This is a genomic window from Kurthia sp. YJT4 (assembly GCF_030219945.1).
Lineage (GTDB): Bacteria > Bacillota > Bacilli > Bacillales_A > Planococcaceae > Kurthia > Kurthia gibsonii.
This window is the reverse complement of record NZ_CP126689.1, coordinates 97,501-121,268: the sequence shown is the minus strand read 5'-3', so window position 1 is coordinate 121,268 and position 23,768 is coordinate 97,501. Positions and strand designations below refer to the sequence as shown.

Annotated in this window: 27 protein-coding genes; 6 read left to right on the top strand and 21 right to left on the bottom strand. The window is 35.6% G+C overall.

From position 1 onward, the window contains the following. Positions 1-56: 56 nt before the first annotated feature. Positions 57-503 (top strand): hypothetical protein, encoded by a 447-nt coding sequence (locus tag QN089_RS00635; protein WP_285215709.1) that lies wholly within the window; start codon positions 57-59, stop codon positions 501-503. Here QN089_RS00635 and QN089_RS00630 read toward each other — a convergent pair whose 3' ends face one another. After that, the gene (locus QN089_RS00630) at positions 504-1,007 is read right to left on the bottom strand and encodes an HPP family protein (protein WP_068456584.1); all 504 of its coding nucleotides are present in this window, start codon (positions 1,005-1,007) and stop codon (positions 504-506) included. A 108-nt stretch (positions 1,008-1,115) separates the two neighbouring features. On the opposite strand from QN089_RS00630, the gene QN089_RS00625 reads away from it, so the two are divergent. Together QN089_RS00625 and QN089_RS00620 are read left to right on the top strand one after the other, a co-directional pair. Beyond that, on the top strand, positions 1,116-1,805 hold the full coding sequence (locus QN089_RS00625; protein WP_068456587.1) for a response regulator transcription factor: 690 nt from the start codon (positions 1,116-1,118) through the stop codon (positions 1,803-1,805). Further along, complete coding sequence (locus tag QN089_RS00620) at positions 1,802-3,232, top strand: HAMP domain-containing sensor histidine kinase (RefSeq protein ID WP_285215708.1); 1,431 nt, start codon at positions 1,802-1,804, stop codon at positions 3,230-3,232. The genes QN089_RS00625 and QN089_RS00620 overlap by 4 nt, the downstream gene beginning before the upstream one ends. A gap of 46 nt (positions 3,233-3,278) precedes the next feature. Here QN089_RS00620 and QN089_RS00615 read toward each other — a convergent pair whose 3' ends face one another. From QN089_RS00615 to QN089_RS00580, 8 genes are all read right to left on the bottom strand, one after another. Next, positions 3,279-3,509 carry a hypothetical protein gene (locus QN089_RS00615; protein ID WP_068456593.1) on the bottom strand — a complete coding sequence of 77 codons (231 nt, stop codon included), beginning with the start codon at positions 3,507-3,509 and terminating at the stop codon, positions 3,279-3,281. 52 nt (positions 3,510-3,561) lie between these two features. Continuing rightward, positions 3,562-3,936 carry an HsmA family protein gene (locus QN089_RS00610; RefSeq protein ID WP_068456596.1) on the bottom strand — a complete coding sequence of 125 codons (375 nt, stop codon included), beginning with the start codon at positions 3,934-3,936 and terminating at the stop codon, positions 3,562-3,564. A 38-nt stretch (positions 3,937-3,974) separates the two neighbouring features. Continuing rightward, positions 3,975-4,322: a YxeA family protein gene (locus QN089_RS00605; protein ID WP_087680977.1), complete on the bottom strand. Its 348-nt coding sequence runs from the start codon at positions 4,320-4,322 to the stop codon at positions 3,975-3,977. Between the two features lie 2 nt (positions 4,323-4,324). Next, positions 4,325-6,214, bottom strand: a complete 1,890-nt coding sequence (locus QN089_RS00600) for an ABC transporter permease (protein ID WP_285215707.1) — start codon at positions 6,212-6,214, stop codon at positions 4,325-4,327. After that, positions 6,201-6,968, bottom strand: a complete 768-nt coding sequence (locus QN089_RS00595) for an ABC transporter ATP-binding protein (protein WP_285215706.1) — start codon at positions 6,966-6,968, stop codon at positions 6,201-6,203. The genes QN089_RS00600 and QN089_RS00595 overlap by 14 nt, the downstream gene beginning before the upstream one ends. Positions 6,969-7,092: 124 nt before the next feature. Further along, positions 7,093-8,238: a VanZ family protein gene (locus QN089_RS00590; RefSeq protein ID WP_285215705.1), complete on the bottom strand. Its 1,146-nt coding sequence runs from the start codon at positions 8,236-8,238 to the stop codon at positions 7,093-7,095. A 140-nt stretch (positions 8,239-8,378) separates the two neighbouring features. Then, positions 8,379-8,669, bottom strand: a complete 291-nt coding sequence (locus tag QN089_RS00585) for a DUF6509 family protein (protein WP_068456613.1) — start codon at positions 8,667-8,669, stop codon at positions 8,379-8,381. Between the two features lie 409 nt (positions 8,670-9,078). Further along, the gene (locus QN089_RS00580) at positions 9,079-10,323 is read right to left on the bottom strand and encodes a hypothetical protein (protein WP_285215704.1); all 1,245 of its coding nucleotides are present in this window, start codon (positions 10,321-10,323) and stop codon (positions 9,079-9,081) included. 102 nt (positions 10,324-10,425) lie between these two features. Between QN089_RS00580 and QN089_RS00575 the strand changes: the two genes are divergently transcribed. Then, complete coding sequence (locus QN089_RS00575; protein ID WP_285215703.1) at positions 10,426-11,559, top strand: FAD-dependent oxidoreductase; 1,134 nt, start codon at positions 10,426-10,428, stop codon at positions 11,557-11,559. Positions 11,560-11,752: 193 nt separating this feature from the next. Here QN089_RS00575 and QN089_RS00570 read toward each other — a convergent pair whose 3' ends face one another. The 10 genes from QN089_RS00570 to QN089_RS00525 form a co-directional block, all read right to left on the bottom strand. After that, positions 11,753-13,162, bottom strand: coding sequence for a C69 family dipeptidase (locus QN089_RS00570; protein ID WP_285215702.1), 1,410 nt, complete (start codon positions 13,160-13,162; stop codon positions 11,753-11,755). A 98-nt stretch (positions 13,163-13,260) separates the two neighbouring features. Further along, on the bottom strand, positions 13,261-13,929 hold the full coding sequence (locus tag QN089_RS00565) for an ankyrin repeat domain-containing protein (RefSeq protein ID WP_082701491.1): 669 nt from the start codon (positions 13,927-13,929) through the stop codon (positions 13,261-13,263). 18 nt (positions 13,930-13,947) lie between these two features. Then, positions 13,948-14,565, bottom strand: a complete 618-nt coding sequence (locus tag QN089_RS00560) for an NAD(P)-dependent oxidoreductase (protein ID WP_068456629.1) — start codon at positions 14,563-14,565, stop codon at positions 13,948-13,950. After that, positions 14,562-14,930, bottom strand: a complete 369-nt coding sequence (locus tag QN089_RS00555; RefSeq protein ID WP_285215701.1) for a Na+/H+ antiporter subunit G — start codon at positions 14,928-14,930, stop codon at positions 14,562-14,564. Before QN089_RS00555 ends, QN089_RS00560 begins: the two co-directional genes overlap by 4 nt. Next, a complete protein-coding gene (locus QN089_RS00550; RefSeq protein WP_068456636.1) occupies positions 14,908-15,192 on the bottom strand; it encodes a Na(+)/H(+) antiporter subunit F1 in 285 nt (94 codons plus the stop codon). Before QN089_RS00550 ends, QN089_RS00555 begins: the two co-directional genes overlap by 23 nt. Beyond that, positions 15,189-15,674 carry a Na+/H+ antiporter subunit E gene (locus QN089_RS00545; RefSeq protein ID WP_087680985.1) on the bottom strand — a complete coding sequence of 162 codons (486 nt, stop codon included), beginning with the start codon at positions 15,672-15,674 and terminating at the stop codon, positions 15,189-15,191. Before QN089_RS00545 ends, QN089_RS00550 begins: the two co-directional genes overlap by 4 nt. A 1-nt stretch (position 15,675) precedes the next feature. Further along, positions 15,676-17,163 (bottom strand): Na+/H+ antiporter subunit D, encoded by a 1,488-nt coding sequence (locus tag QN089_RS00540; RefSeq protein ID WP_087680986.1) that lies wholly within the window; start codon positions 17,161-17,163, stop codon positions 15,676-15,678. Next, on the bottom strand, positions 17,156-17,494 hold the full coding sequence (locus QN089_RS00535; RefSeq protein ID WP_068456644.1) for a Na(+)/H(+) antiporter subunit C: 339 nt from the start codon (positions 17,492-17,494) through the stop codon (positions 17,156-17,158). Before QN089_RS00535 ends, QN089_RS00540 begins: the two co-directional genes overlap by 8 nt. Before the next feature lie 3 nt (positions 17,495-17,497). After that, a complete protein-coding gene (locus QN089_RS00530) occupies positions 17,498-17,926 on the bottom strand; it encodes a Na(+)/H(+) antiporter subunit B (RefSeq protein WP_068456647.1) in 429 nt (142 codons plus the stop codon). Further along, entirely contained in the window at positions 17,916-20,312 is a 2,397-nt protein-coding gene (locus QN089_RS00525) for a Na+/H+ antiporter subunit A (protein ID WP_068456652.1), read from the bottom strand. Before QN089_RS00525 ends, QN089_RS00530 begins: the two co-directional genes overlap by 11 nt. 272 nt (positions 20,313-20,584) lie before the next feature. Between QN089_RS00525 and QN089_RS00520 the strand changes: the two genes are divergently transcribed. Continuing rightward, positions 20,585-21,250: an adenine nucleotide alpha hydrolase family protein gene (locus tag QN089_RS00520; protein WP_231726961.1), complete on the top strand. Its 666-nt coding sequence runs from the start codon at positions 20,585-20,587 to the stop codon at positions 21,248-21,250. Positions 21,251-21,293: 43 nt separating this feature from the next. On the opposite strand, the gene QN089_RS00515 is transcribed toward QN089_RS00520, so the two are convergent. Further along, positions 21,294-22,244 (bottom strand): carbohydrate kinase family protein, encoded by a 951-nt coding sequence (locus QN089_RS00515; RefSeq protein WP_285215700.1) that lies wholly within the window; start codon positions 22,242-22,244, stop codon positions 21,294-21,296. A gap of 159 nt (positions 22,245-22,403) precedes the next feature. Here QN089_RS00515 and QN089_RS00510 point away from each other — a divergent pair, with 159 nt between their 5' ends. After that, positions 22,404-22,970: a GNAT family N-acetyltransferase gene (locus QN089_RS00510; protein ID WP_068456658.1), complete on the top strand. Its 567-nt coding sequence runs from the start codon at positions 22,404-22,406 to the stop codon at positions 22,968-22,970. A gap of 41 nt (positions 22,971-23,011) precedes the next feature. On the opposite strand, the gene QN089_RS00505 is transcribed toward QN089_RS00510, so the two are convergent. Continuing rightward, entirely contained in the window at positions 23,012-23,710 is a 699-nt protein-coding gene (locus QN089_RS00505; protein ID WP_068456661.1) for a Crp/Fnr family transcriptional regulator, read from the bottom strand. Between the last annotated feature and the right edge of the window lie 58 nt (positions 23,711-23,768).

The following is a 23,768-nucleotide window of genomic DNA, read 5'->3' as shown; positions in this document are numbered from 1 at the left end:
TTTTACCAACACCTGTTATTGTTATACGTAATAAATTTCAGTAAAGGAGTTTTTAGATGAAATTACGATTAGAATTCCATTTATTTAATGATTTACACAATAATTTTGCGATTTCATATCTACAAGATGGTCAACATAAAATTATTTTACATGCAAAAGATGACTATTCTCTTTTACTATCACTGGGTGATGGTTTATTAAATTATTACAAAAATGATGTACACCACTTTGACATATCTACAGAACAAACAGCCTATCATTGTATGATTATACAAAAAACACTCATCATTTTAGATGAGCAAGATTTAATCTTTTCTTGTCCAATAGATGATTTTGCACATAGCTTTTTTCATGCTTATGAACGTTATCTCTATGACTTACTTAGAATGGAGCCTATAAGTTTAGATGATTCTACGCTTCAAAATATGAAACAACAAGTCTATGCACTACATCAAATACTGGTACTACATTTTACAGATATTAATGCAATGATTGTAGAATAGTTACCAAAATACAGGATATCTGCGTGTTCTACGCATGTTATTAATAAGTAAACCCATTACTACTACAAGAGATGAACCAAGTAGAATGGGGGTAAAGAGATATTCAAAGTGATAACCACCAATCATAACAATGAGTGCATTCGCAATCGCTGGTGGATGTGTTACACGTAATGCCATTGTAAAGACAACTGCAACCGCTACTGCTAGTGCAAGCGTCATAGGTGTTGTGCCAACTAATCCTGCTACTGCCCAACCGACAAAACCAGATATGACATGTCCACCGACGATATTTCTTGGTTGTGCAAGTGGTGCATTCCAACTCGCAAATACTAAAATACAGCTTGAACCGAATGATGCCATAAACCACGGTGTATCCGTCATCTCTGTTAATTCTAATAATAAAATAATAGTCAAGAAGCTGCCGACGAATGCTGTAAATAAGTCTTTTCCATTTACTTGTAGTGGGCTTTTTGCGTCGCCCTTCATTTTTTTAAAATAATTCATTTCCTTCCTCCTAAATTTACTATTGAATACTTTAACGCAAAATTTCCTTTGAAACAATTTTATTTTTATACTTTTTTTACTGTTATTATATTGAGTGGAGGTGTCCAAATGGTACACGATAAAATTTTAATTATTGATGATGAAGAAGATTTAGCACAATTAATAGAGCATGTCCTCGTAAAAGAGGGATTTTCAGCGATTCAAAAAGCACATACTTTACAAGATGCTTGGACGGTTTTTCAGGAATTCCAGCCCGATTTAATTTTATTAGATCTCATGTTACCGGACGGTGACGGATATGATTTTTGTAAAAAAATCAGAGAGATTTCAACCATTCCAATTTTATTTATTTCAGCAAAAGATGAAGAAATTGATAAATTACTTGGGCTCGCAATTGGTGGAGATGACTATATTACAAAACCTTTTTCACCAAAAGAAGTCGCTTATCGCGTCAAAGCACAGCTTCGAAGATCAAGTTATGCAGAGCAACAACTTCCTAAAATACAAGTGGGTCCTTTTTCATTTCAATCTGAGGAATCTGAGATTGTTAAAAATGGCGAAGTGCTTCCGCTTACTGCAAAAGAGGTTGGGTTAATGCGTGAATTTATGCATCATCCGAACCAAATCTTAAGTAAAGAGACACTTTTTAAACGTGTTTGGGGTGAAGATTTTTACGGTTCAGACAATACCGTTATGGTTCATATTCGTCGCCTGCGTGAAAAAATTGAAGATACACCTTCCAAGCCAACTTACTTAATAACAGTTAAGGGTTTAGGCTATAAGTTGGTGCAATCATGAAATGGCGCTTAACTAGACGTTTTCTCGTATCCATCGTATTAATTGTCGGTTTGATTGTTGTAATGAACACACTTTTACTAATTGCACTTTTATTTATTCAGTCTTATAAAAAGACTGCGACTTCACCTGAAGCTGTAGAGGTGACTGCAACACGTTTTTCAGATGAAATTATCGTGAAGAACGGGAAACCGACTATTACGAATCGCGGGCAAAAAATATTAGAAGAAAATCATGCATGGGTCCAAATTTTAAATAAGGAAGGAAAAGAGGTCGCTGCCTATCAAACACCTGCTTCTTTACCTACTAGTTATAGTCCTGTGGAAATTGTTCAGATGTATAAGTATAAAGAAGTGAATGGGAAAACAACTGTTTTTGTCGGCGAAGCCGAAAATTTGAGTTATTTTTTTGGGATAGAAGATCCGAAATTAATGCGGGTTGTTTACAACTTTAATTTTGATCAAATCTCGTATATTTTTACCAAACTCTTTTTAGTATTCTTAGTTGCCGATTTATTAATCGCTACACTAGTCGGTTTTTTATTCGGAAGTCGACTAACAAAACCAATGTATAAACTCATCGAAGGAATTCATCGTTTAAAACATCAAGACTATGAAAAAATTTCCGTTAAAGGCGGACCTTATCGAGAAGTTTTTGAGAATATGAATGATTTATCCACAACGCTAAAGAGTGTTGAAACGGAACGAAAAAAGCTCGATCAAATGCGAAATGAATGGATTGGAAATGTATCACATGATTTAAAAACACCGCTCGCTTCGATTCAAGGTTACGCAGAATTATTACAAGAAGATGTAACAGATGAGGAACGCCTGACCTATACACAAATTATTGAGCAAAAATCACTTTACATGCGCGATTTACTAAATGATTTAAACCTCACAACTAAGCTACAGAGCGGTACATTCCCACTTCAGAAAGAAAAAGTCTTACTCTCTTCTTTCGTTCGTGAATGTGTAATTGATGTCTTAAACGATCCGATTTATCAAACACGTTCTATTATATTTGAAGCTGAATCTGAAACATTATCTGCAACCTTGGATTCGAATTTATTTAAACGTGCATTATTAAATTTTATCTATAATGCACTTATCCACAATTCAGAAAATACAGATATTCAAATCAACTTATCCACAGGTTATCCACAAGAACACGAAAACTATTTTTCTGAAAAGTTATCCACAGATTTTGCAACAATTCAGATTATTGATTTTGGAAAAGGTATTCCTGTAGATGAGCAGCCATTTTTATTCAATCGCTATTATCGCGGAACGAACACAAAAGATACACAAGGTTCTGGTCTCGGCATGGCAATTGCTCAAGATATTATTCAAGCACATGATGGTGTCGTCTATATTAAGAGTAAAGAAGGCGAAGGTACGACGATTTCAATTATCCTCCCGCTTCAATAACATAAAAAACACCGAAACTTATGCTTCGGTGTTTTTTAATTCCTCTTTATAATTCTGCAATGCGTTCAATGAATGGTCTTCCATCAATCATTCCTTTTTCATATAGTTCCTCTGCAGTTTTAAAATATTGCGTAAGACCATCTGAAGAACGTGTTAATAGAAAACTTCTTTCATCATCTATTCGACTAATCCACCATTCCTCTCCTCTATAATCAAAACTCAATTCCTGTCCTTCATCAATTGCTTGTTGTACTTCTAGCCATGTTTCTTCATCCATAAAAATACCTCCATATAAAAAAGAGTGAGAATTGGTATCCTCACTCTTCTTCTTATAATTCTGTTGTCATTCCATAAATCATACCTGAAATATAAGGGATTAACCAAATAACCCACACAACGATACTAAATTTATGGAATTTCGCCATCATGTCTTCATTTTTCTTAACAAGAACGACTGTCGCCCAAATCGCATGGAATAACATTAACAAAATCGCAATTGTACCTGTAATACCATGGAAGCTAAAGATGAAGCCACTTGATGCCATACGTCCCATTAACGTAGTACCTACCGTGTCACATACTAAACCAAGCCAAAAAACAATTACATGCCAAGGTTTTAAAGTCTTTTGAATTTTTTCGGACCATACACCTACTGTATAAAAAATTAAGGCGGATGTGATAAAAATTACTGCTGTAATTAACATAGCTATCCCTCATTTCTTATGGAATGATGTTGCTAAAATTAAGAAGCATCTTTTGGCATATCTTTTTTACTCACTTCATCGTAAGAGGTAACTTCACCCTCTTTATTTACATAGAGCATTAAATACGCACCTTTTCGTAGTTGTTTATTTGCTGAAAATTCTAGTTCTTTATGTTTTCCATCTTCATTTATAGCATCTACCTTATAACCATAACGAACCATCGTTTCACCATTATCGAGACGATCTTCTAATTTCTCACCATCTTGCGTAATTTGAATATAGTAACTCTCTTTATTAAATCGATTGAAATCTAGTGTTAACACCGCATAACTAGCACCTGCTAATATAACAATAATTCCTAAAAAGATAAATAAACCTTTTTTCATATCTATCCCTCATTTCTAATTGTTCTTTTTATAATATTTGTATAGGCTCTTACAGTGAATATATAGTAAATCGCATAAATTACACTATAAATCCCCATCCAAATACATACTGGTACAAAAATATTCATATTAAGCACACTTGAAATTGCTTTTAAAGCGACTGCACTATGAATCATACCAACAATTAATGGGACACTGAAAATCACACCAACTTGTGCGGCAATCGAATATTTCATATTCTTCATACTGATACCCATCTTGTGTAGAATCATAAACTGCCCTTTATCTGCTTCTGCTTCTGTTAAAATTTTAAAATAAATAATACTTCCTGTTGCGAGTAAAAATACAAACCCTAAGAAACTACCTACGAATAAAACAATCCCAATATTCTCCATACTTTGTTTTACATCAATTGGATAACTTGAAAAGCGTGCATCTTCTGGCATCTTTTGCTGAATTTTCTTCGCTTCGTTTACAGTTAAACTTGTATTGTTCACTGCATGAACTATCATTTTTTCACTTGTACGTTCTAACTGTTTAAATACATCTGGTGTAACAATTAACGTTGTATAAGCAATGGAACTATTTAATACATTTTCTTTTGTTACATCTTTTAAACGTAGTGATTTCTTCACTTTTACAACATCTAACTCTTTCCCTTTATAGTCAGGTGAATAACGCTCATCATAACTTGGATCAATGATAACTGCTTCTTTTCCTGCCACTTCAATAGTTGGCTTATCTATTAAACGCGCCAATTGATTGTACGTGTTCGTCGTCATCACTGTGTAATTTCTTTTGCCATAAGGACCAAAAGCATCTGATAGCTCTTTTGCATTGAATTCTGTATAGAGAATGTCAAATGACTTACCTTTTTGATTGAGTTTTGGTGTATTTTTTGTTTCAACATACATATACGTGAAGGGATCTGCTTGTTGAACTGTTGATTTTGTATTGTAATATAATCCAAAAACTGCTCCTCCTGCTGTAATCGTTGTAGCACTTAATACCGCAATAATCGTTAATGTTTGGGCATTTCCTCGGATACGATAAAGTAATTGTGAAACTGTTAAAAGCCTTAAATTTTGCCAGATGAGCCCTTCTGATTTTTTAATTAATTTTAAGCAATATCCAATGAATGAATGGAAAATTAAGTATGTTCCGATAATGACACACGCTAAAATAATAAGCGGTGCTGCAGCACTCAGATACTTCCACACTGGTGATGTCATCATATTAGCTAGTGCGATATAATAACCAACACCTACTAAACTAGCTCCAAGTAATGCCAACCAAACATTCGGCTTAGGTACTTTTTCTCCCTGTTTTTCTGCATGAAATAATTCAATCAATTGGAATAGATATACCACACGATAGCCTTGAATAGATGTAATTAAAAATAAGATAAGAAAAACACAAACTGTATTAATCACTGCATCAATAGATAATGTAAAATGCGCTACAGCTTGATAATCCATCATTTTTAATAACACCCATAAAAATAACTTAGAAGCTAAAAATCCAAAGAAAATACCGAAAATAAGGGATATGATTCCTAATAATAAATTTTCGAAGAAGAGTAAAAAGCCAATCTGTCTTTTACGTACACCGAGGAGTGCATATAACCCTACTTCTTTTTTTCTCTTTTTCATAAAAAAAGCATTTGAATAGAATATAAAAATTGTCACAAACACGAGTAGTACGACGGATGAACTCGACATGATGGATGCAATTTTTTTAGAAGCTTCTACTTCCCCCGTAATCGTCTCGTTATACTTCATCGTGACAAATGTAAAATAAATAGCAATACTAAAAACCATTGAAGCAATGTATAAACTATATTGTGATAGATTACGACGAATATTTTTACGTGCGAGACTAAATAATGTCATCCATCTCACCGCCCATACTGCCAACGGATGCTAAAATCTGCTGGAAAAATTGTTTACGTGTTTGTTCATCACGATGTAACTCATGTGATAATCGACCATCTTTAATAAATAGAATACGCTGACAAAAACTAGCTGCGAATGCATCATGCGTTACCATCATAATGGTTGAATTTTTCTCTTGATTAAGGCGACTTAAACTTTCAAGTAAATCGATTGCTGATTTCGAATCAAGCGCACCCGTTGGTTCATCTGCCAAAATCATCGTTGGTTGCGTAATCAATGCACGAGCTGCTGCTGTACGTTGTTTTTGCCCACCTGAGATTTGATATGGGTACTTTTCAAATAGAGTCTCAATACCAAATACACGTGCTATCTCATCCACACGCTTTCGAATCTCAGCGGCTGGTACTTTTGAAATCGCTAAAGGTAATAAAATATTTTCACGAACTGTTAGAGAATCAAGTAAATTATAGTCTTGAAAGATAAAGCCTAAATTTTCGCGACGAAAATCAGCTAACTGCTTCTCTTTTAACTCATGCAGCTTTCGATTATTCATAAATATTTTTCCATTTGTTGGTGTATCAATTGTTGCTAATATATTTAAAAGGGTTGATTTACCAGCACCACTTGGTCCCATAATACCAACCATTTCACCTTGTTGGATTGTAAAATTAATATCCCGTAGTGCTGTAAACTGATTCGCTCCTTTTCCAAATGTCTTTTGTACATCTTGAATTTGCAAGATTGGATTCATGTCTTACACCTCTTTCTTTTTCTTACTTTCACTATACCTTCCCATCCTTACAATAAATGAAGCACAACCTTACGAAATCCTTACAATAAAAAAAACAGTTGGTATAAAACCAACTGCTTCCTCCTTATTTTCTTGTCGTAAATAGATTTGCCGCTTCATCAAAGAAGAAACGACGTTTTCCTTTTCCAAAAATCACAAGCATGATATGAATGAAGATTACAATCGTCAAAATGAAGAAGATTATTGTAGAACCAAGTGCTAAAAACACAGATGCCTCATAGTATGGCGAGTTCATCGTCACATGAATATTATCAAGTGTTCCTGCGATCACGCCTACAAAATAAGCAACATAGATGGCAATAAAACGCTTAATTAAGCGTGAAATCGTCGTCTTTTTCGATAACTTACTTGAATAACGGAAGCGCATAACAGCCGTTCCCAATGTTCGACCATTCCAAATAATTGGAATCAATACGAGGAATACAATGAGTAATAGTGTCGTCACGATAAAGCTCGTTACTTCATTATGCTTTGTGAACACCATAATCCACTGACGTGATAAATCTACTAAGAATAAATCAATCAAGATGGCAAGTAGCACAGACATTGGTTTCACTTCATCTTTTTCAACTAAATAAGCGGCTCTTTCCTCAATTGTTTTCTTCGATGGGAATACAGCAAGAACAGCTGGCGCGATAAAGTAACCAATCACACCACCAAATGTATTCATCATTAAATCATCCACATCAAATAAACGATACGCACAATTATAAATACCATAAATACCTGTTAATTGCGTGATTTCAAAGAATAGTGTTGTACAAAATAAGACGATTGTTGCTTTCCACCAGTATGCTTTTTCAACTAAGTAATAACGCAAATACACACCTAAAGGTAACAACAATAAGAAATTGAAGAAGGTTTGATAAAATGCGGGTTGTTTAAATAATAAGACATACGTTGCTGGATTTTTAATATCTAACCAATTCCCCTTAAGTGTATCCTCTATAAATTTAAAAGGAACCAATGAATAATGTTGTGTATTAGGTGCTTGCATCGCACAAGTATCGCGTGTTGCTGGTAGTGGTAAAATCACTAAAAAAAATGCAGCTAAACTATAAAATATAAATGAGAACGAAATAACTAGAACAGATAGTGGTAAATATCCATATTTTCGATATGTATAGATTAACCACGGAATCCAGATTGCTACTGCTACAATTCCAAAAACAATCGCTGCTGTTAAGATGGGCATAGAATACGCCATCATTTGACATCCCTCCCCTTTCTTTCAAACGCTTTCTTCTTCTCTGAAGTTGCTTTTCCCTTTTTTATTTAGAAAAAATCAAATCTATTCGAATAAAAATAAGAAACAGCTGAATTCTACTGTTTCTTATATAGTCTAATTTATTATTCTCCTGCTAGAATATGCTCTTTACAAAATGCTAAAATTTCTTCTTCTTCATCTTCTTCAAGCGCAAACTCTAAGTAGCTTTGATCACGTTTAGCAATTAAAAAGTACGTCACAATCGCATATGCATCCTCTTTTTTAGAAACGATGACGCGTGCATCAATTCCGCCTTCTTGGAATAATTCATCTTCTTCATCAATATCTAACTCTAATAGAAATTCGTAACGTTCACCTTCAATAATATTGGTTGGGTCTAAAATTTCTTCCATCATATAAGATAAAATATTCAATCTAGTTCGCTCCTTCAATGTTTCATCTATGTTAATGATAGCGCAATTTTTCAATTAGTAAAGTCACGCGCTAAAGAAAAGTAGGAATCGTTCAATGAAACGATTCCTACTAATGCTCAGTTAATATATAGCCAAGCATTTTTTAGGTATGACTCTAACAAACAATATATAGAGTTTGAAAGCACCAATTGGCTGAACAAGACCAATATTATGGGAGGGTGCTCTCAATATAGTCGAGCGATCACCGCACACAGCATTGGAGTTACATAAGCAGTGATTTCCCCATTAACAAATGCATTACTTTTTGACATCTATATCAGTAATAAACTTTTTTACATTTATTAACAGCCATTTATACAATTACCCACATTATAATGTTTTAAACCTCTTTCGACATTATATTTACATATTATTTTAAGTAATACCAATTAGAATCCATATTCATTTTATCCAAACAATAATGCCAGTCATTTAAACGTAATTTATAAGTGAACGCGGCTGATTGTCGGTAGTTTACTTGTTCTGAACCTGCGTAAAAATGATCCCATTCATTATTCTTTTGATAACGTTCTAATTTACTTCCTTGTTGAACTTTCTTTTTAAATTCTTCAAAAGCATATGGAATCACTTCTTCAAAAATAGCTGAAATGCCTTTATGATCGAGCGTTTCACACATCGTACGCGTCCAATAACGCACAACTTCTTCATCTAACGGTGCATACCGTGCCTGTTCACGGTTATATAGATGCTCTTGTGCCTCTTTATGTCGTTGATTTAAATCTTCTATTTTGTACGCATAAAAAGAATCAAAAATTGTTGCGAGCTTTTCTTTAAAATGGAGCGATAAATCTTCTTTTGTCAGTGCCACTTGAAATTTAATCGCAAATAAACCGAGTTCTATTCCTAACTGTTCCTCACTAACAGCTGTTGATTTTTGTGGAATGAGCCATTTTTGAGCAGATTGATAAATCGTCGCTGCTACACGCAAATCTGCTTCACTATATAAATCAGCTGGCATGATTGTACATTGTGTATAGAGCTTAGACACCATTAACCGAAGAACATCCCCCATAAAATAGGAATCGCGTAGTAACCATTCTTCATTCGTACCTTGAATTTCCGCGTAATCTGGTTCCATTTGAATAAACTCATTATATTGATGTACTTTACGTAAAAATAATTCTGCAATCGATTTTTGCATAACTTGTGATTCATTCGGTATATCATTACGCTCAAAAAATTTACCAACTGAGCGCGTATAAACCGCTGCCATACGCTCAAAACAACGTCTAAAAATCGTTTCTAGTTCTTCAATTTGCTGTGTGCGTTCTTCACCTACATAATCACGCTTCACACGTTCATGATACACAACATATTCAGAAGCTAGAAAATCAATATATTCTGAAATTTCATCCAAATTTGATAAAGATAATCCTTCTTTTGCACTCACATTGTATTCAACCATCTTCCAAAATATTTCTTTTGGTAAGCCATTTTGTTGGAGCTGTTCAATCGAACCTTGACTCGTAGACATTCTTTTTTCAGGTGAGAAATACTGTGGTAATCGATTCTTTGCATCTTGTATGTAGTGCGCTTTCATCTGTTCAATCTTTTCACTTTTTATCTGACAAACTTGTGCATGTTGATCTTCCATATCATTGTCCTTCCTCCCATAAAGAAACTAAAGCATCGTACAAGCAAGTTTCTATTTTTCCCTTTATACTAACTATATTACTTTAAAAAGGTGGCTTTTTCTATGAATCTCATCGTTATTGGTGGAGGAATTGGTGGTTTATGTACTGCCTACGCACTTCAACAACAAGGCTTAGATGTTCACGTATATGATGCAGCTTCATCTTTTAAACCGATTGGTGCTGGAATTGGGATTGGTTCAAATGCGATGCAAGCTCTTGTTAAATTAGGTATTGGTGAAGCCATTCAACAAAATGGAACGATTTTAAAAACACAATTATTTTTAAATAAAAAAGGAACCATTTTAAATTCCATCGACTTTAGTTCATTCCAAAAACGTTTTGGACAATCGAATATCACAATCCAACGTGCCGACTTACATCAAGCACTCTATGATCAATTGCTTCCACATACACTTCATCTGCACAAACGTTGCATTCAAGTAGAGCAGTTAGAAGATGGTTGTATCGTTCATTTTGAAGATGGAACAACTGTTACATGCGATTATGTCATTGCAGCAGATGGACTTCATTCGCCCATTCGTCAACAATATGTACCAAATAGTAAACCACGTTATGCCGGTTATATGTGCTGGCGTGGTGTCGCAAAAGCAGGTGATCTTGTACAACCACATACATCTGTGGAGATATGGGATTCAATCGGACGATTTGGCTATGCGCCAATTAAAGATGGACAGGTATATTGGTTTGCGTGCGTCAATGCGCGTGAGCAAGATCCTTTTTTACACCATCTCGAAAAAGAACAGATTGCTTATTTATTCAAAGACTTTCCACAGCCTGTAGCTGAACTCATTCGTCAAACGGACCAAGAGCTCATTCTAACGCATGATTTATATGATTTAAAACCGATTCAGACCTATCACTTTAATCGCTGTATTTTACTTGGAGATGCTGCACATGCGACTACGCCAAATATGGGACAAGGTGCTGGACAGGCGATTGAAGATGCACTCGTATTCTCACAAGCACTACACGACTTTAAAGATTTTCAACAAGCCGCTACGTACTACAATCAAAAACGACACGCTAAAACAAAAAAAGTAACAACTTTATCTCGTAAGATTGGCTGGGCAGCTCAGTGGGAGAATCCATTACTTACGAAAAGTCGTGATTTTGTATTTCCATTCATCCCATCAGCCTTATTATTAAAAAGACTCGATTTTTTATTCAAAGATTAAATCATAAATTACTTTAAGTAGTGGAGCAAGATTTACAATAGGACGTTGCGTTCTTTTCTTGCCTACTTCTATTCGTTTTTCGAAGCGGAAATTGATCTGAATGAACAAATCCCTTATGATTTTGAAAAATCATAAGGGATTTGCCATGTTGAAAATACTTTTGTCTCAGTCTCTTTTCTATTTTATGCTCGTGTTAATCAGATAAACTATAGCTCAATTTCATCTTCTTCGTTCCTGCCAGCACCATATTACCAAGTAATTTATTCGTCTCATCAAAAGCGATTTTTGCATAGCGCTCATTCACTGCTTCTAAATAGCTGTGTAAATCATCTTGTAATTTTACTTCTTCATCTGCATTTTGTTGTAAATTACGACAAGCAGCGACTACTTTTTGTTCATATGCACTGTGCATGTCATGGTACAATCCGAAATTCGTATCACCTAGTAACGCGATTGTATGACTTAACCAGTGCATCTTCGTAATATCAAAATCTTCCTCTGTATCACGATAGCAAGCAGGTGTATCCGTCACATTCGCATAGAATGGCACCATCGCATTGAATGTATTTGGACCAAATGCCAGCCAGTGAATTCCTGCGATATGCGCTGGTACATCATTACGAATTTGCAGAATATGACTCTCTTGATTACGATTCAAACCGATTGTACGGAATAATTCGCGGTCTTTCGCTTCTCCCTCACCATACGGGTCATACGGTGTATTTTCAAAATGCGAACTTAACGCCCACTTCACATCTTCAACTGAAATTTTACGATTTGCATAACAGATAAATGATAAATTTTGTTCCATTGGTTCATATTCTAGTTCAGGATTAAATTGTTTTTGAATATACCAAGCACGCGGATTATTGTAGCGCGTGTCTTTTACAGTCGCACTTCCAAAAATATGACGTAAATTCGTTCCTTCAAAATCAGGATTCAAATGATGTTTTTCAATGAATTCCTTCAATCCTGTTGAACAAAGTGTATCATCTGACGCAAAGTCAAAATGCGTAATATTAAAACGGTTTGGAGCGATAACATAGGCATCATCTGGAATACGAATAGCTGCCCAGTGATGTCCTCCAATTGTCTCCATATACCAAATCTCATCTGCATCTGAAAAAGCAATCCCATTCGATTCATATGTGCCATATTCTTCTAAAATAGCACCTAAACGTTCGACACCTTCTCTTGCAGAATAAATATAAGGCAATACAATTGTCAGCATATCTTCTTCACCAATTCCATCTTCAACAAGTGGGTCGGCTCCTAATACACGTGAATTCGTTGTAATGGTTTCTGTCGCTGTCATCGCAACATTCTCGCTATTAATACCTGACTCTCCCCAAATACCGAACCCTTCCATCGCATCAGGTGTTGCAGTATAACGTAACGGATTTTCTGGTAATTGCATTTCAAATGCACTTTGAACCGATGTATAGTACGTCGGTTGGTCCTCTGGATTCATGACAATAAATCGTTGTGGATTTTTATTAGCTGTCCCACTATCTTCATTACGTGCAATCATCGTAGAACCATCTATACTCGCTTTTTTCCCAACTAGCATCGTTGTGCATGAACCAAATTTTCTTTTTTTCATCGTATCACCCTTCTTTTTCATCTTCGTCTAAAATTATAGCATGACGCAAAAAACACCCTATACAAAAGGTATACCCTTTCCTCTTGTATAGGGTGTTTTTATGCTTCTAACAGTTTTAAAATTTTCGTGTAACCTAATTTTTCAGCATGTTCAATCGGGGTTACACCATCACGATCTGCAATATCCGGACTTGCACCGTAACGTAAAAGTAATTGTACTGTTTTGACATATTTATCTGTGCCATCCCCTAAAATAATTGCTTCTAAAAGAGCTGTCCAACCAAGATTATTCACATGGTTCACATCGCTCGCTGTATTTTTTAATAACCATTCCAATGTTTCCAAGTGTGCTCTCTCACTCGCAGGAATAATCCCAATACCACCATAACGATTCACGACTTTCACATCGCCTTTTGAACCCATCAGCTTTAAAATTTCTAAATAGCCTTCTGCCGCGGCGTAAAGAAAAGGTGAATTTAAACGATCGTCTCGCTTGTTCACATCTGCCCCTTGTTCAATTAAAAAAGCAGCTGTTTTTTCATCTCGATTGTATGTGGCAATCATGAGCGCTGTACGCCCACGTTCATTCACTTGATTAATTGGGAACTCTAATTTCAATAAGTGCTTTAATGCATAGATGTCACTTTCTTGTACTGCACGAAACCAACGTTCTTTTTCTGTTTCTGGCTGCGGTTCTTTTGCACTTGCACTCATAAAAGCACCGCTAATTGACTGTTTAATAAATGATACAAATCCTTGCTTGTCCATTTGCATCACGCCCCCTTACTAATAAGCAATTCCTACTCGTTTATGTGTGAATAAATGTTCACGTAAAGCTTCAAAAGCTAAGTCTGCTGTGTCATAAATAGAAATTCGACGTCCATCAAGCGGCAAATAATCTTTTTCATATCGATATACACCTACACGCGGCTCACTCACTAATGCAGTCGGACAAATAATCGTCCAATCAAGCCCACTTTCTGCCAAAGCACGATACACTTTCTCATGTTCACCTGCAGCGAACTTAACTCGCTGGCGTGATTCACTTGATAAATAGCGTAGTTTCCCTGGTTCCACTCGACTTTCTACAATACCAGCCGTCCCTATAGTGACGATACGATCAATCTTTTTGTTCTCCATTACCTCAATAATATGTGCAATGGATTGTGAAAGCGTTGTTGTACCGTCTGTATTTAAGCCCGAGAATACCGCATCACAACCATCAATTGTTTGATTTACATCCTCTATATTTGTTACATCCCCACGTATAATTGTTAAATTTTCATGAGGTGTTACATCTCGCCCTTTACGAATGAGCGCTTGTATTTCATATCCTTCATCTAAGGCATGTTGCATAAAAATAGAACCTACTCGCCCTGTCGCACCGAATATAGCTATTTTCATTTTTTCTCCTCCTGCTGTTTTGGTATGAATTTTTTTAAAGCATCTTCACCTGACTGTTCTGCAAGCGGTACACCTGAACGATAAGCAGCACGACAAATGAGATGTCCTGCTACAGGCGCTGTTAAAAAGACAAAGACAATTCCAAGTAATAAACGAACGCTCACTTCACCTTCATGTGCAAAAAAGTAAAGGAAGGCTCCTACAAGAGCTAACATAACGGCAAGTGTTGAACTCTTTGTTGCCGCATGTGAACGTGTATAAACATCAGGCATTCGAATTAAACCAAAAGCACTCACCAAGCTCATCATACTAGCAAATAAAAGGACGACAGCAGCAATCCATTCACCGATCTGATTTATGTTCAATGATGACTCCCCTCTCTAAAAACTTACTAAAAGCAATCGTGCCAATGAAAGAAAGGATTCCTAAGATTAAGATTACTTCTAAATAAGCTTTCGTTTCAAATACAATGGAGACGATAGCTACCATTGATAATAAATTAACACCAATAGTATCTAAGGCAACAATGCGGTCTGGCATCGAAGGCCCTTTTACTACACGATAAAACGAAATAACGATAGTTAGCGCAAAAAAGACGAGCGCCACTTTCAAAATGAGTGTAATCACGTACGTGTCACCTCCATAATTGCCTGTTCAAATCGACTCATAGAACGAAGTACATCTACTTTTGATTGTTCTATATCCATCGCATGAATATAAAAAGTATGTCCATCTTCTGTAATTTCCATGACGACAGAGCCAGGTGTTAGTGTTAACAACAAAGCAAGTGCTGTAATCTCTAAATCGCTTTGAAGCGCTGTTTCATAAGTGAAAATCCCCGGTGTAATATTCATTTTAGGACTACAAATTTGCTTTAAAACAACCGCACTTGAAACAATCAGTTCTTTTAAAAATAAGAATAATAATTTTATAATAGACCAGACTTTTTTTATGTAAAAAGGCTGTCCAAAAAATCGATGCATTAAATACATCACGAGTATTCCAATCAAATACCCTGTAAAAAATGTTGTTAAATTCACACGATCCTCATCTTTTAAAAGCATCCATAGGACCGCTATCACCATGTTTAAAAATAATTGAAATAACATGTTAGCCCCCCTCTGGATATAAGACGGCTTGAATATAAACCGATGGATTTGTTAATACATGTGCAGCATCTTTCACAAATGGTGCTGCTACTTCTGCACCTACCCCTAAACCAATGGTGCAAATCATCAGCAACATCATCGCCAACATCATACTAAATGGGATACGCTTTTTCATTTGATGACTTGCCATAGACTCACCAAAAATTGATTTTAAAAAGACGCGTAGTAGTGAGTACAACACCACAATACTTGATAAAAAACCAAGCAACAATGTAATATACATACCTTCATCCACTAATCCAATACCTAGTAACATCTTACCGATAAAACCACTGAATGGAGGAATTCCAGCAAGTGATAACATCATCAGGAAGAAGAGCCAACCAAAGAGTGGAAAGTGATGAATCAATCCTTTAATTTCATCAAAACGAATACGTCCTGTTATATAAATCATCGTCCCAATCATTAAAAATAAGAGAGCTTTCACAATAAAATCATGCATAAAATAATAAATAGCGCCCTCAAGTACCTCTGTCTGATTTGCATACAAACCGAGTAAGACAAAACCTACACCGATGACCACGTTATAGCCAACAATTTGACGTAAATCGCGGTAACCTATCGCACCAAAGCTTCCAAGTATGATGGTTGCACAAGCTAATATACCGATTAATGTGTGCGTAATATTTTCTTGTACAGTAAAAATTAATGTGAATGTGCGGAATAATGCGTAGATGCCTACCTTAGTTAATAAGGCACCGAACAATGCTGCAATGGCTGTTTCAGGAACGCGATACGAACCTGGTAACCAATAAAATAGAAAGAGCCCTGCTTTTAATGCAAATACAATTAAGAAAATAAGTGCAACCGTTGTTAAAACAGGTCCTTGATGGATTTGATGTACACGCTCAGCTAGATGTGCCATATTCAATGTACCAAGCGTACCGTAGATCATCGCAAGTCCTACTAAAAAGAGCCATGAAGCAAAAATATTAATGATGACATACTTTAAGGACTCTCTTAAACGCTCTTTCCCACCACCAAGTGTAATCAATACATATGAAGCTAATAACATTACTTCAAAACAGACAAATAAGTTAAATAAATCCCCTGTTAAAAATGAACCATTCACTCCGGCAATCATGAACAGCATTAATGGATAAGCAAAGTTTTTCGCATAATCCTCTGTTAAAGTTGAAAAAGCGTATAGAAAGCAACATAATGCCACAATACTTGCGGTTAAAACGAGCAACATCGCAAATGAATCCGCCACGAATGTGATACCAAAGGGTGCTTCCCAACCACCAAAGTATAATGTTTGAATACCTTGTTCTTTTACCGTCACGAGAAGAAAAATATTCGTAACAATGAGCAGCAGCATCGCAAATAAGACACCAATTTTTTGTAATTTAATATACGTACGGAAAAAAATTAAAATGACTGCTACACATAACGGAATAAGCATGGGCATGACAACTAAATTATTCATATTCATCGCCCCTTAACTTTTCTACATTATCTGTCTTATTCGTCGCATAAACACGGTAAGCTAGTACTAATAAGAATGCAGTTACAGCAAAGCTAATCACAATTGCGGTTAGAATTAACGCTTGGGGTAGTGCATCTGTATAGGGTCCTGGCTTTTCTTTTAGTAAAGGAACGTCCCCCTTCTTCACTTCTCCAATTGTTAAAATTAATAAATGAACAGCGTGTGATAATAAGGCCGTTCCTAAAATAATACGGATTAGATTTTTTGAAAGGAGAAGATAAGTGGCCACTGCTACAAAAATACCGATTAAACAAACCATGAGTGTCTCCATAAATTAATCATCTCTCCCTTCACTAATACTTAAAATAATTGTCATAACAACACCTACGACTGTTAGTGCAACACCGAGTTCAAACAACATGACTGTCGCAATTTCCTTTTCTCCAATTAAGGGGAAATGTACTGACATCGAACTCATATTCAAAAAGGGTTTCCCAAATAAAGTTGGCACGATCCCAGTTGTTATCGCTAACGCCACACCAATTGCTGCAACGATTTTAAAATCAATCGGCAACCCATTCTTAACTTTTTCAGTATCATACGTGATATACAGTAGTATGGCAGCAGAAGCTAATACTAAACCTGCTACAAAGCCGCCGCCTGGTGTATAGTGACCTGCAAAGAATAGATAGATAGCAATTGTTAAAATAATAAAGACAACAAATTGTACAACCGTTTTTAAAATAACATCATTAATCTTCATATTTCTTCTGCCCCTTTCTTGCTCTAAACTTAATGAGTGTATACACACCTAAGCCTGCAATGAGAAGCACGACAACCTCTAACATCGTATCAAAAGCTCGGAAGTCACCTAAAATTGTATTAACAATATTTGCACCACCAGCTAATTCATAGGCATTTTCAAAAAATCCTGAAATGGTTTTGAACTCACTATAATTCAATACAGTAAATGAGATGGCCATAACAAGCGCACCAGCTGCAAGAGAAATCAGCAAATTCATCGACTTTGTTGCTTTTGGCTTTTGTTCCTTCGACCATTCAGGTAAATAAGCAAAACTTAATAAAAACAATACCGTTGTCACTGATTCAACAACGAGTTGTGTAAGTGCCAAATCAGGTGCTCTAAAGACAACAAATAACATCGCGACACCTAAACCAAGAACACCATTTGATACAACTGCTGTCAGTCTTGATTTCGCGAATAGCAAGAAGATAGCTGCTCCTGCCATAACAATCATCAATAAAATCTCAAACCATTCCACAGGTGCTTGATCTTCTAAATCAATTGCGAAAATATGACTTTGAATAAAGTAACCACCTACAATGAGAATAAAAAATACATAAATATACATTAAATAGTGACGAACTGACCCCGTCATATATAAATCTGTTACGAATTTTCCGACAATCTCAGCTTCTTCAAGCAACTGATTATATAAATAATTAAGTGTCCATTTTTCAGGAAGACGATTATATAGGCGCTTCCATTTTGGCCATGCCAGATACAAGATAATCCCGAATACAATAACACCTATTGTCATAAAAAGCGCTGTATTGAATCCATGCCATGCCGCAATTGTAGGCGTCATCTGCTCAAATGGTTGTACTGTTGGGTAAACACTTTGCATCGCACTACCAATTACGAATTTCCCAAGAATATTTGGGAAGAAGAAGATGAAGATAATCGATACAGCTAAAATAATAGGTGAAATCAGCATGCCAATCGGCGCTTCATGAATTTTACGATCTGTCGGTAGCTTGTCTGCTGAACCGAAGAATGTTTTAAAGACTAAAATAAAGCAATAAACAAATGTGAAAACACTTGCAACCCAAGCGATTACAGGGAATAAAACAATCCAACTATGCACATTCATCTCTTGAATAGCGAGTGTCGCTTCAAAAAACATCTCTTTACTGAGGAAACCATTAAATAATGGTAAACCTGCCATTGAGAACCCACCAATTAAAGCAATTGAAAACGTAATGGGCATAATCGTTATGAGACCACCTAATCGTCTTAAATCACGTGTTCCGACCTCATGATCTAAAATACCAACCATCATAAATAAAGCACCCTTAAATGTGGAATGGTTAACTAGATGAAAGAGTGCAGCAAACGTTGCTTGTGTATAAATAACGTCCGTTATTTCTCCTGTTGTGGCATATACAACGGAACCCATTCCAAGCAAACTCATAATTAACCCAAGTTGGCTAACCGTTGAAAAAGCGAGAAGTGCTTTTAAATCGTTCTGTTTAACCGCATTAAAAGAACCCCAGAATAATGTAATAAGTCCAACAATACTCACAATCCAAAACCATGAAAGATTGTATGCAAAAATTGGTGTAAAGCGCGCCACAATATAAATACCGGCTTTCACCATCGTAGCTGAATGTAGATAAGCACTAACAGGCGTAGGTGCTTCCATCGCATCAGGTAACCAAATGTGGAATGGAAACTGAGCAGATTTTGTAAATGCGCCAAGTAATACAAAAAGCATGGCTAAGTATAGTGATCTATTTAAATTTTCGATTGAAATCGTAGAGATGATTGTGCGGATACTATAGCTGTCCATTTCATGTGCGAGAATTAAAAAACCCATCAGCATGATAATGCCGCCTGTGACTGTAATCAACATGGATTTTTGTGCGCCACGACGTGAAGCTTTTCGATGATGCCAAAAAGCGATTAGTAAGAATGAGGCAATGCTTGTAAGCTCCCAAAAGAAGTACAACATAATAAGATGATCTGAAAAGACAACGCCTAACATGGCGGTCATAAATAATAGTAAGTAGCAATAAAACTTGTGTAATGCTTCTTTTTTTGAAAGATAAAATATGGAGTATAAAATAACGAGTGCACCAATCCCTGTGATGAGTAATGCAAAAAGCATACTCAAACCGTCTAAATATGTAGTAAACGTCAAATTGTAAGACGGAATCCATCGCCATGAATGAGAGATTGTATCGCCTGATGCGATTTGTGGAAGAAAGCGTAGTAACGCAATAAAAAGTATAAAAGGTACTGCTAAAGCAACCCACCCTAAATGAAACTTACGAATTCTTGTGTGGAAAATAGGAATGAGGATTGCCATGAAGAAGGGTAATAAAATAGCCCATTTTGTAATCAAATAAATATCCCTCCATCGCTAATGCTATGCTGTTTTTTTGAATTACTTGATTATTGGTTGCAGATTCACCATAATAAGGAGTTGAATCAGCAAATAAAAACGTTTCGTCTTTTTGGAATTAACTGTATAATGTGTTATACATGAAATAGTAAGGAAAAATTCTATTTTAAACACATTTATATGTAAATTATACATGAAATAAGCATTTCTTTCATGTATGAAGCGTTATCTACTACTGAAAATTTATGACTTAAAAGGACAGGTGATTTTATTTGAAATTCCATGGACGTATGGACGAAAGCATACTAGTATGTGTATATTACGGACCAAATGGCGAACGTTTAATTCGTCGTGGACATAAAATTGCTACAATGCTTGATTGCCCTTTATATGTACTGAACATCAGTCGTCAATCTCGAGAAGAATTTGACTCATCACAAGAAGCTGACCTTTTACATTGGCAAAATCTAGCTGTAGAATTTGAGATTGATGATTTAATTTTAAAAACAAATGAAGATCGCCCCATTCAACAAGTCATTGCAGAAGTTTGTAATGACCTGAATATTACACAAGTAATTATCGGACAAACTGCACAAAGTCGCTGGGAAGAAATTACGAAAGGCTCATTTATTAATCAATTGCTAAAAGCATTACCTTTCGTTGACATCCATGTTGTATCTGTTGATCGACAAATCCACGTAGAAGATCACCTTTATGAGAAAGCGATTCGCGCTTATCTAGTGGATGATGAAGGTGTCTATCGTATTTATTTCGATTTACCTGATAAGTTCATCTGTGAAGGACTTTTTTATAAAGAGCTAAGTACAGATTTTGATAACGGTCGCTTTAAATTTATGTACAAAGGTAAAACGTATGAAATTGAAGTAGATGATGGTTATATACATGATGAACGTATTATTAAAGAATTAAATATGTAAGTAATAAAGGAGGAAGCCCATATTGAGCTCCCTCCTTCATTATTTATGGCTTAATTAATCGATCAATTTCATGTAAGTGCGGAATTGCAGTAATTGCACCTGCTCTTGTAGCAGTTAAAGCACCTAATTGATTTGAAAAGAAAACATAATCATATGCTTCTTTTTCCGTTTTCGGTAAACCGTATAAGTGAATCGAACGTAAAATACCTGACATGAAAGCATCACCTGCACCAGTCGTATCTACACAATTAATTTCAATTGAAGGTACATGTTGTACATTTCCATTGAATACAACATATGTTCCTTTTTCACCAACTGTAATCATTAACATCTTTAAATCATATTTTGCTAATGCTTTAATTCCGTCTTCAATCGTTTTAGTTTGTGTAATGAAAAATAATTCTTCGTCTGCTAATTTCATTACATTTACATACGGTAAAAACTCACTAATCGCTTGTAAACACTTTTCAGGACTTTCCCAACGTAATGGACGAATATTCGCATCCATCGCAATTAAACAATTTTTTTCGATTGCCTTTTTTACTGCTGCACGTGTCGTTTCAAGCGCTGTCTCTTGAAACATCGTATTTGAGCAAAAACTAAAAACTGAAGCACGTTCAAAAGCACGATCATCTAAATGAGTTGAATCGACTTGAATGTCTGGTGTCTCATCTGAATAATTCGTAAAAATACGATCATAATCTTCTGTCAGATGTACTTCTACACCTGTTACACGCTTTTCTGGAATAATTTGCGCATACTCTGTGTTAACCCCTTCATTTTTTAACTCATTGCGTACAAATTGAGAAGTTTCATCGTCCCCTGTTACTGTAATAATTGCAGAAGGTGCACCAATTCGACTAACTCCAGCTGCGACATTAATCGTTGTGCCTCCTAAATATTTTGTAAACGTTGTATTCGTTACATCATCTGCAATGTAATCTACAAAAGCATCCCCGTAAATCAAGACGAAATCTCTAGTTGGTTGTAACATGTATTAAGCTCCTTCATAAAATATCTTCCTTCTATCGTACCATGAAGTCTGACAACACAAAAGTATCTTTTAAGACTTATTTATTTCGAAATACCCTTTTTTTATACTTTATGAAACAAATCTGTTATAATGGCGAGTGTATAAAGGAGTTTGATAACAATGGAGATCAAAGTTAGACAAGCGCAGATAAAAGATGGTTCAAAGGTTGCGCCACTTATTGTAGATGCTATTGGCGAGATTGCTAATCGTATCACAGGAGAGGAGACACCTGAAGCAGTCATTGAAGGGCTGATTGAACTGTTTGAGCGTGAGGATAACCGAAACTCTTACCTCAACACATACGTTGCCGAGTGTAATGGTGAAGTGGCAGGTATGATGGTCGTGTATGGTGGTGATCAAGCCGTATCACTCGATGCGCAACTTGAAAAGTGGTTAGCTGCTAAAAACGCACCTGTTCAGACAATCGAAGTAGAAGCAAACCCAGATGAATTTTATATTGATACTGTTTGTGTCGACCCTCAATTTAGAGGTCAAGGAATTGGCACAATCTTATTAAAATATGCGGAAACGTTATGTAAAGAACAGGGTTACCCAAAATTATCGTTAAGTGTCGAGTTACAGAAAAAACGTGCACGTCACTTATATGAAAAAATAGGTTATGTGTATTCAGAACCTTGGATGATTATTGGTGAAGAGTTCGACCATATGGTAAAAGTAGTTCAATAATTTTAAAAGAGGCGACACTGATATGTGTTTCCTCTTTTTATTTATTCAAATCGAATACCTTGTGATAAATCACTTAATCGACGCTCATCTAAAATAATAAGATGTCGTTTTTCACGTTTAATAACACCTTCTTCAACCAATTTTTTAACAACTCGATTCAAATGTCGGTGTGAAGTACCTAATAAATCTGCAATCTCTGCAATCCGCATGGTCTGTAGTTCCTGTCCGAAGTTATTATCCGGATCTGAGCTAACAGTCGACAATAGAAAGCTTGCAAAACGACTTTCGACAGACTCTAATAAATTCACACGTGTCGCAACTGTATTCGTTTGTAACTTATAACTAATATGCTGCAATAACTGTTGTAAAAATAAAGGATTTTGCATTTCATACTGTTTTATATAGTCAAAAGGCAATGTCATAATAATACTGTCAATAACAGCTGTAACTTGTGACTGTACTGGAACCTGACGAATTAATTCTAAGTCACCTAAAACGGTCAAAGGATGGTTAAAACGAAGTAAAAGGAACTTCCCCGTATGTAAACTAGAAGTGACCTTTACACGTCCTGCTACAAGATAATACAAAGAGGTTAGTTCCTCTCCTTCACTCATTAAATTTTCTCCTTCTGCTACTTCAAATATTTTAAATGGTACATTCTCAATGTTCGTAAATATTTGTTCAAATCGATGTAATCGAATGTATTGTTCTAAAATTTGAGGGTCTTCAATTAATTTCATACAAAACCTCTTTTTCTGGACATATGTCCTATATTATTATTTTTTCTCTTGATACACT

Bases quoted from the DNA above. Each gene is read 5' to 3' on its own strand.
- QN089_RS00540 (WP_087680986.1), bottom strand. From the start codon at position 17,163: ATGAATAATTTAGTTGTCATGCCCATGCTTATTCCGTTATGTGTAGCA.
- QN089_RS00590 (WP_285215705.1), bottom strand. From the start codon at position 8,238: ATGATGGCGTATTCTATGCCCATCTTAACAGCAGCGATTGTTTTTGGA.
- QN089_RS00580 (WP_285215704.1), bottom strand. From the start codon at position 10,323: ATGGAAGATCAACATGCACAAGTTTGTCAGATAAAAAGTGAAAAGATT.
- QN089_RS00635 (WP_285215709.1), top strand. From the start codon at position 57: ATGAAATTACGATTAGAATTCCATTTATTTAATGATTTACACAATAAT.
- QN089_RS00515 (WP_285215700.1), bottom strand. From the start codon at position 22,244: ATGTTACAACCAACTAGAGATTTCGTCTTGATTTACGGGGATGCTTTT.
- QN089_RS00605 (WP_087680977.1), bottom strand. From the start codon at position 4,322: ATGAAAAAAGGTTTATTTATCTTTTTAGGAATTATTGTTATATTAGCA.
- QN089_RS00530 (WP_068456647.1), bottom strand. From the start codon at position 17,926: ATGAAGATTAATGATGTTATTTTAAAAACGGTTGTACAATTTGTTGTC.
- QN089_RS00560 (WP_068456629.1), bottom strand. From the start codon at position 14,565: ATGAAAATAGCTATATTCGGTGCGACAGGGCGAGTAGGTTCTATTTTT.
- QN089_RS00575 (WP_285215703.1), top strand. From the start codon at position 10,426: ATGAATCTCATCGTTATTGGTGGAGGAATTGGTGGTTTATGTACTGCC.
- QN089_RS00510 (WP_068456658.1), top strand. From the start codon at position 22,404: ATGGAGATCAAAGTTAGACAAGCGCAGATAAAAGATGGTTCAAAGGTT.
- QN089_RS00505 (WP_068456661.1), bottom strand. From the start codon at position 23,710: ATGAAATTAATTGAAGACCCTCAAATTTTAGAACAATACATTCGATTA.
- QN089_RS00595 (WP_285215706.1), bottom strand. From the start codon at position 6,968: ATGAATCCAATCTTGCAAATTCAAGATGTACAAAAGACATTTGGAAAA.
- QN089_RS00615 (WP_068456593.1), bottom strand. From the start codon at position 3,509: ATGGATGAAGAAACATGGCTAGAAGTACAACAAGCAATTGATGAAGGA.
- QN089_RS00565 (WP_082701491.1), bottom strand. From the start codon at position 13,929: ATGGACAAGCAAGGATTTGTATCATTTATTAAACAGTCAATTAGCGGT.
- QN089_RS00600 (WP_285215707.1), bottom strand. From the start codon at position 6,214: ATGACATTATTTAGTCTCGCACGTAAAAATATTCGTCGTAATCTATCA.
- QN089_RS00610 (WP_068456596.1), bottom strand. From the start codon at position 3,936: ATGTTAATTACAGCAGTAATTTTTATCACATCCGCCTTAATTTTTTAT.
- QN089_RS00535 (WP_068456644.1), bottom strand. From the start codon at position 17,494: ATGGAGACACTCATGGTTTGTTTAATCGGTATTTTTGTAGCAGTGGCC.
- QN089_RS00620 (WP_285215708.1), top strand. From the start codon at position 1,802: ATGAAATGGCGCTTAACTAGACGTTTTCTCGTATCCATCGTATTAATT.
- QN089_RS00570 (WP_285215702.1), bottom strand. From the start codon at position 13,162: ATGAAAAAAAGAAAATTTGGTTCATGCACAACGATGCTAGTTGGGAAA.
- QN089_RS00625 (WP_068456587.1), top strand. From the start codon at position 1,116: ATGGTACACGATAAAATTTTAATTATTGATGATGAAGAAGATTTAGCA.
- QN089_RS00545 (WP_087680985.1), bottom strand. From the start codon at position 15,674: ATGTTATTTCAATTATTTTTAAACATGGTGATAGCGGTCCTATGGATG.
- QN089_RS00630 (WP_068456584.1), bottom strand. From the start codon at position 1,007: ATGAATTATTTTAAAAAAATGAAGGGCGACGCAAAAAGCCCACTACAA.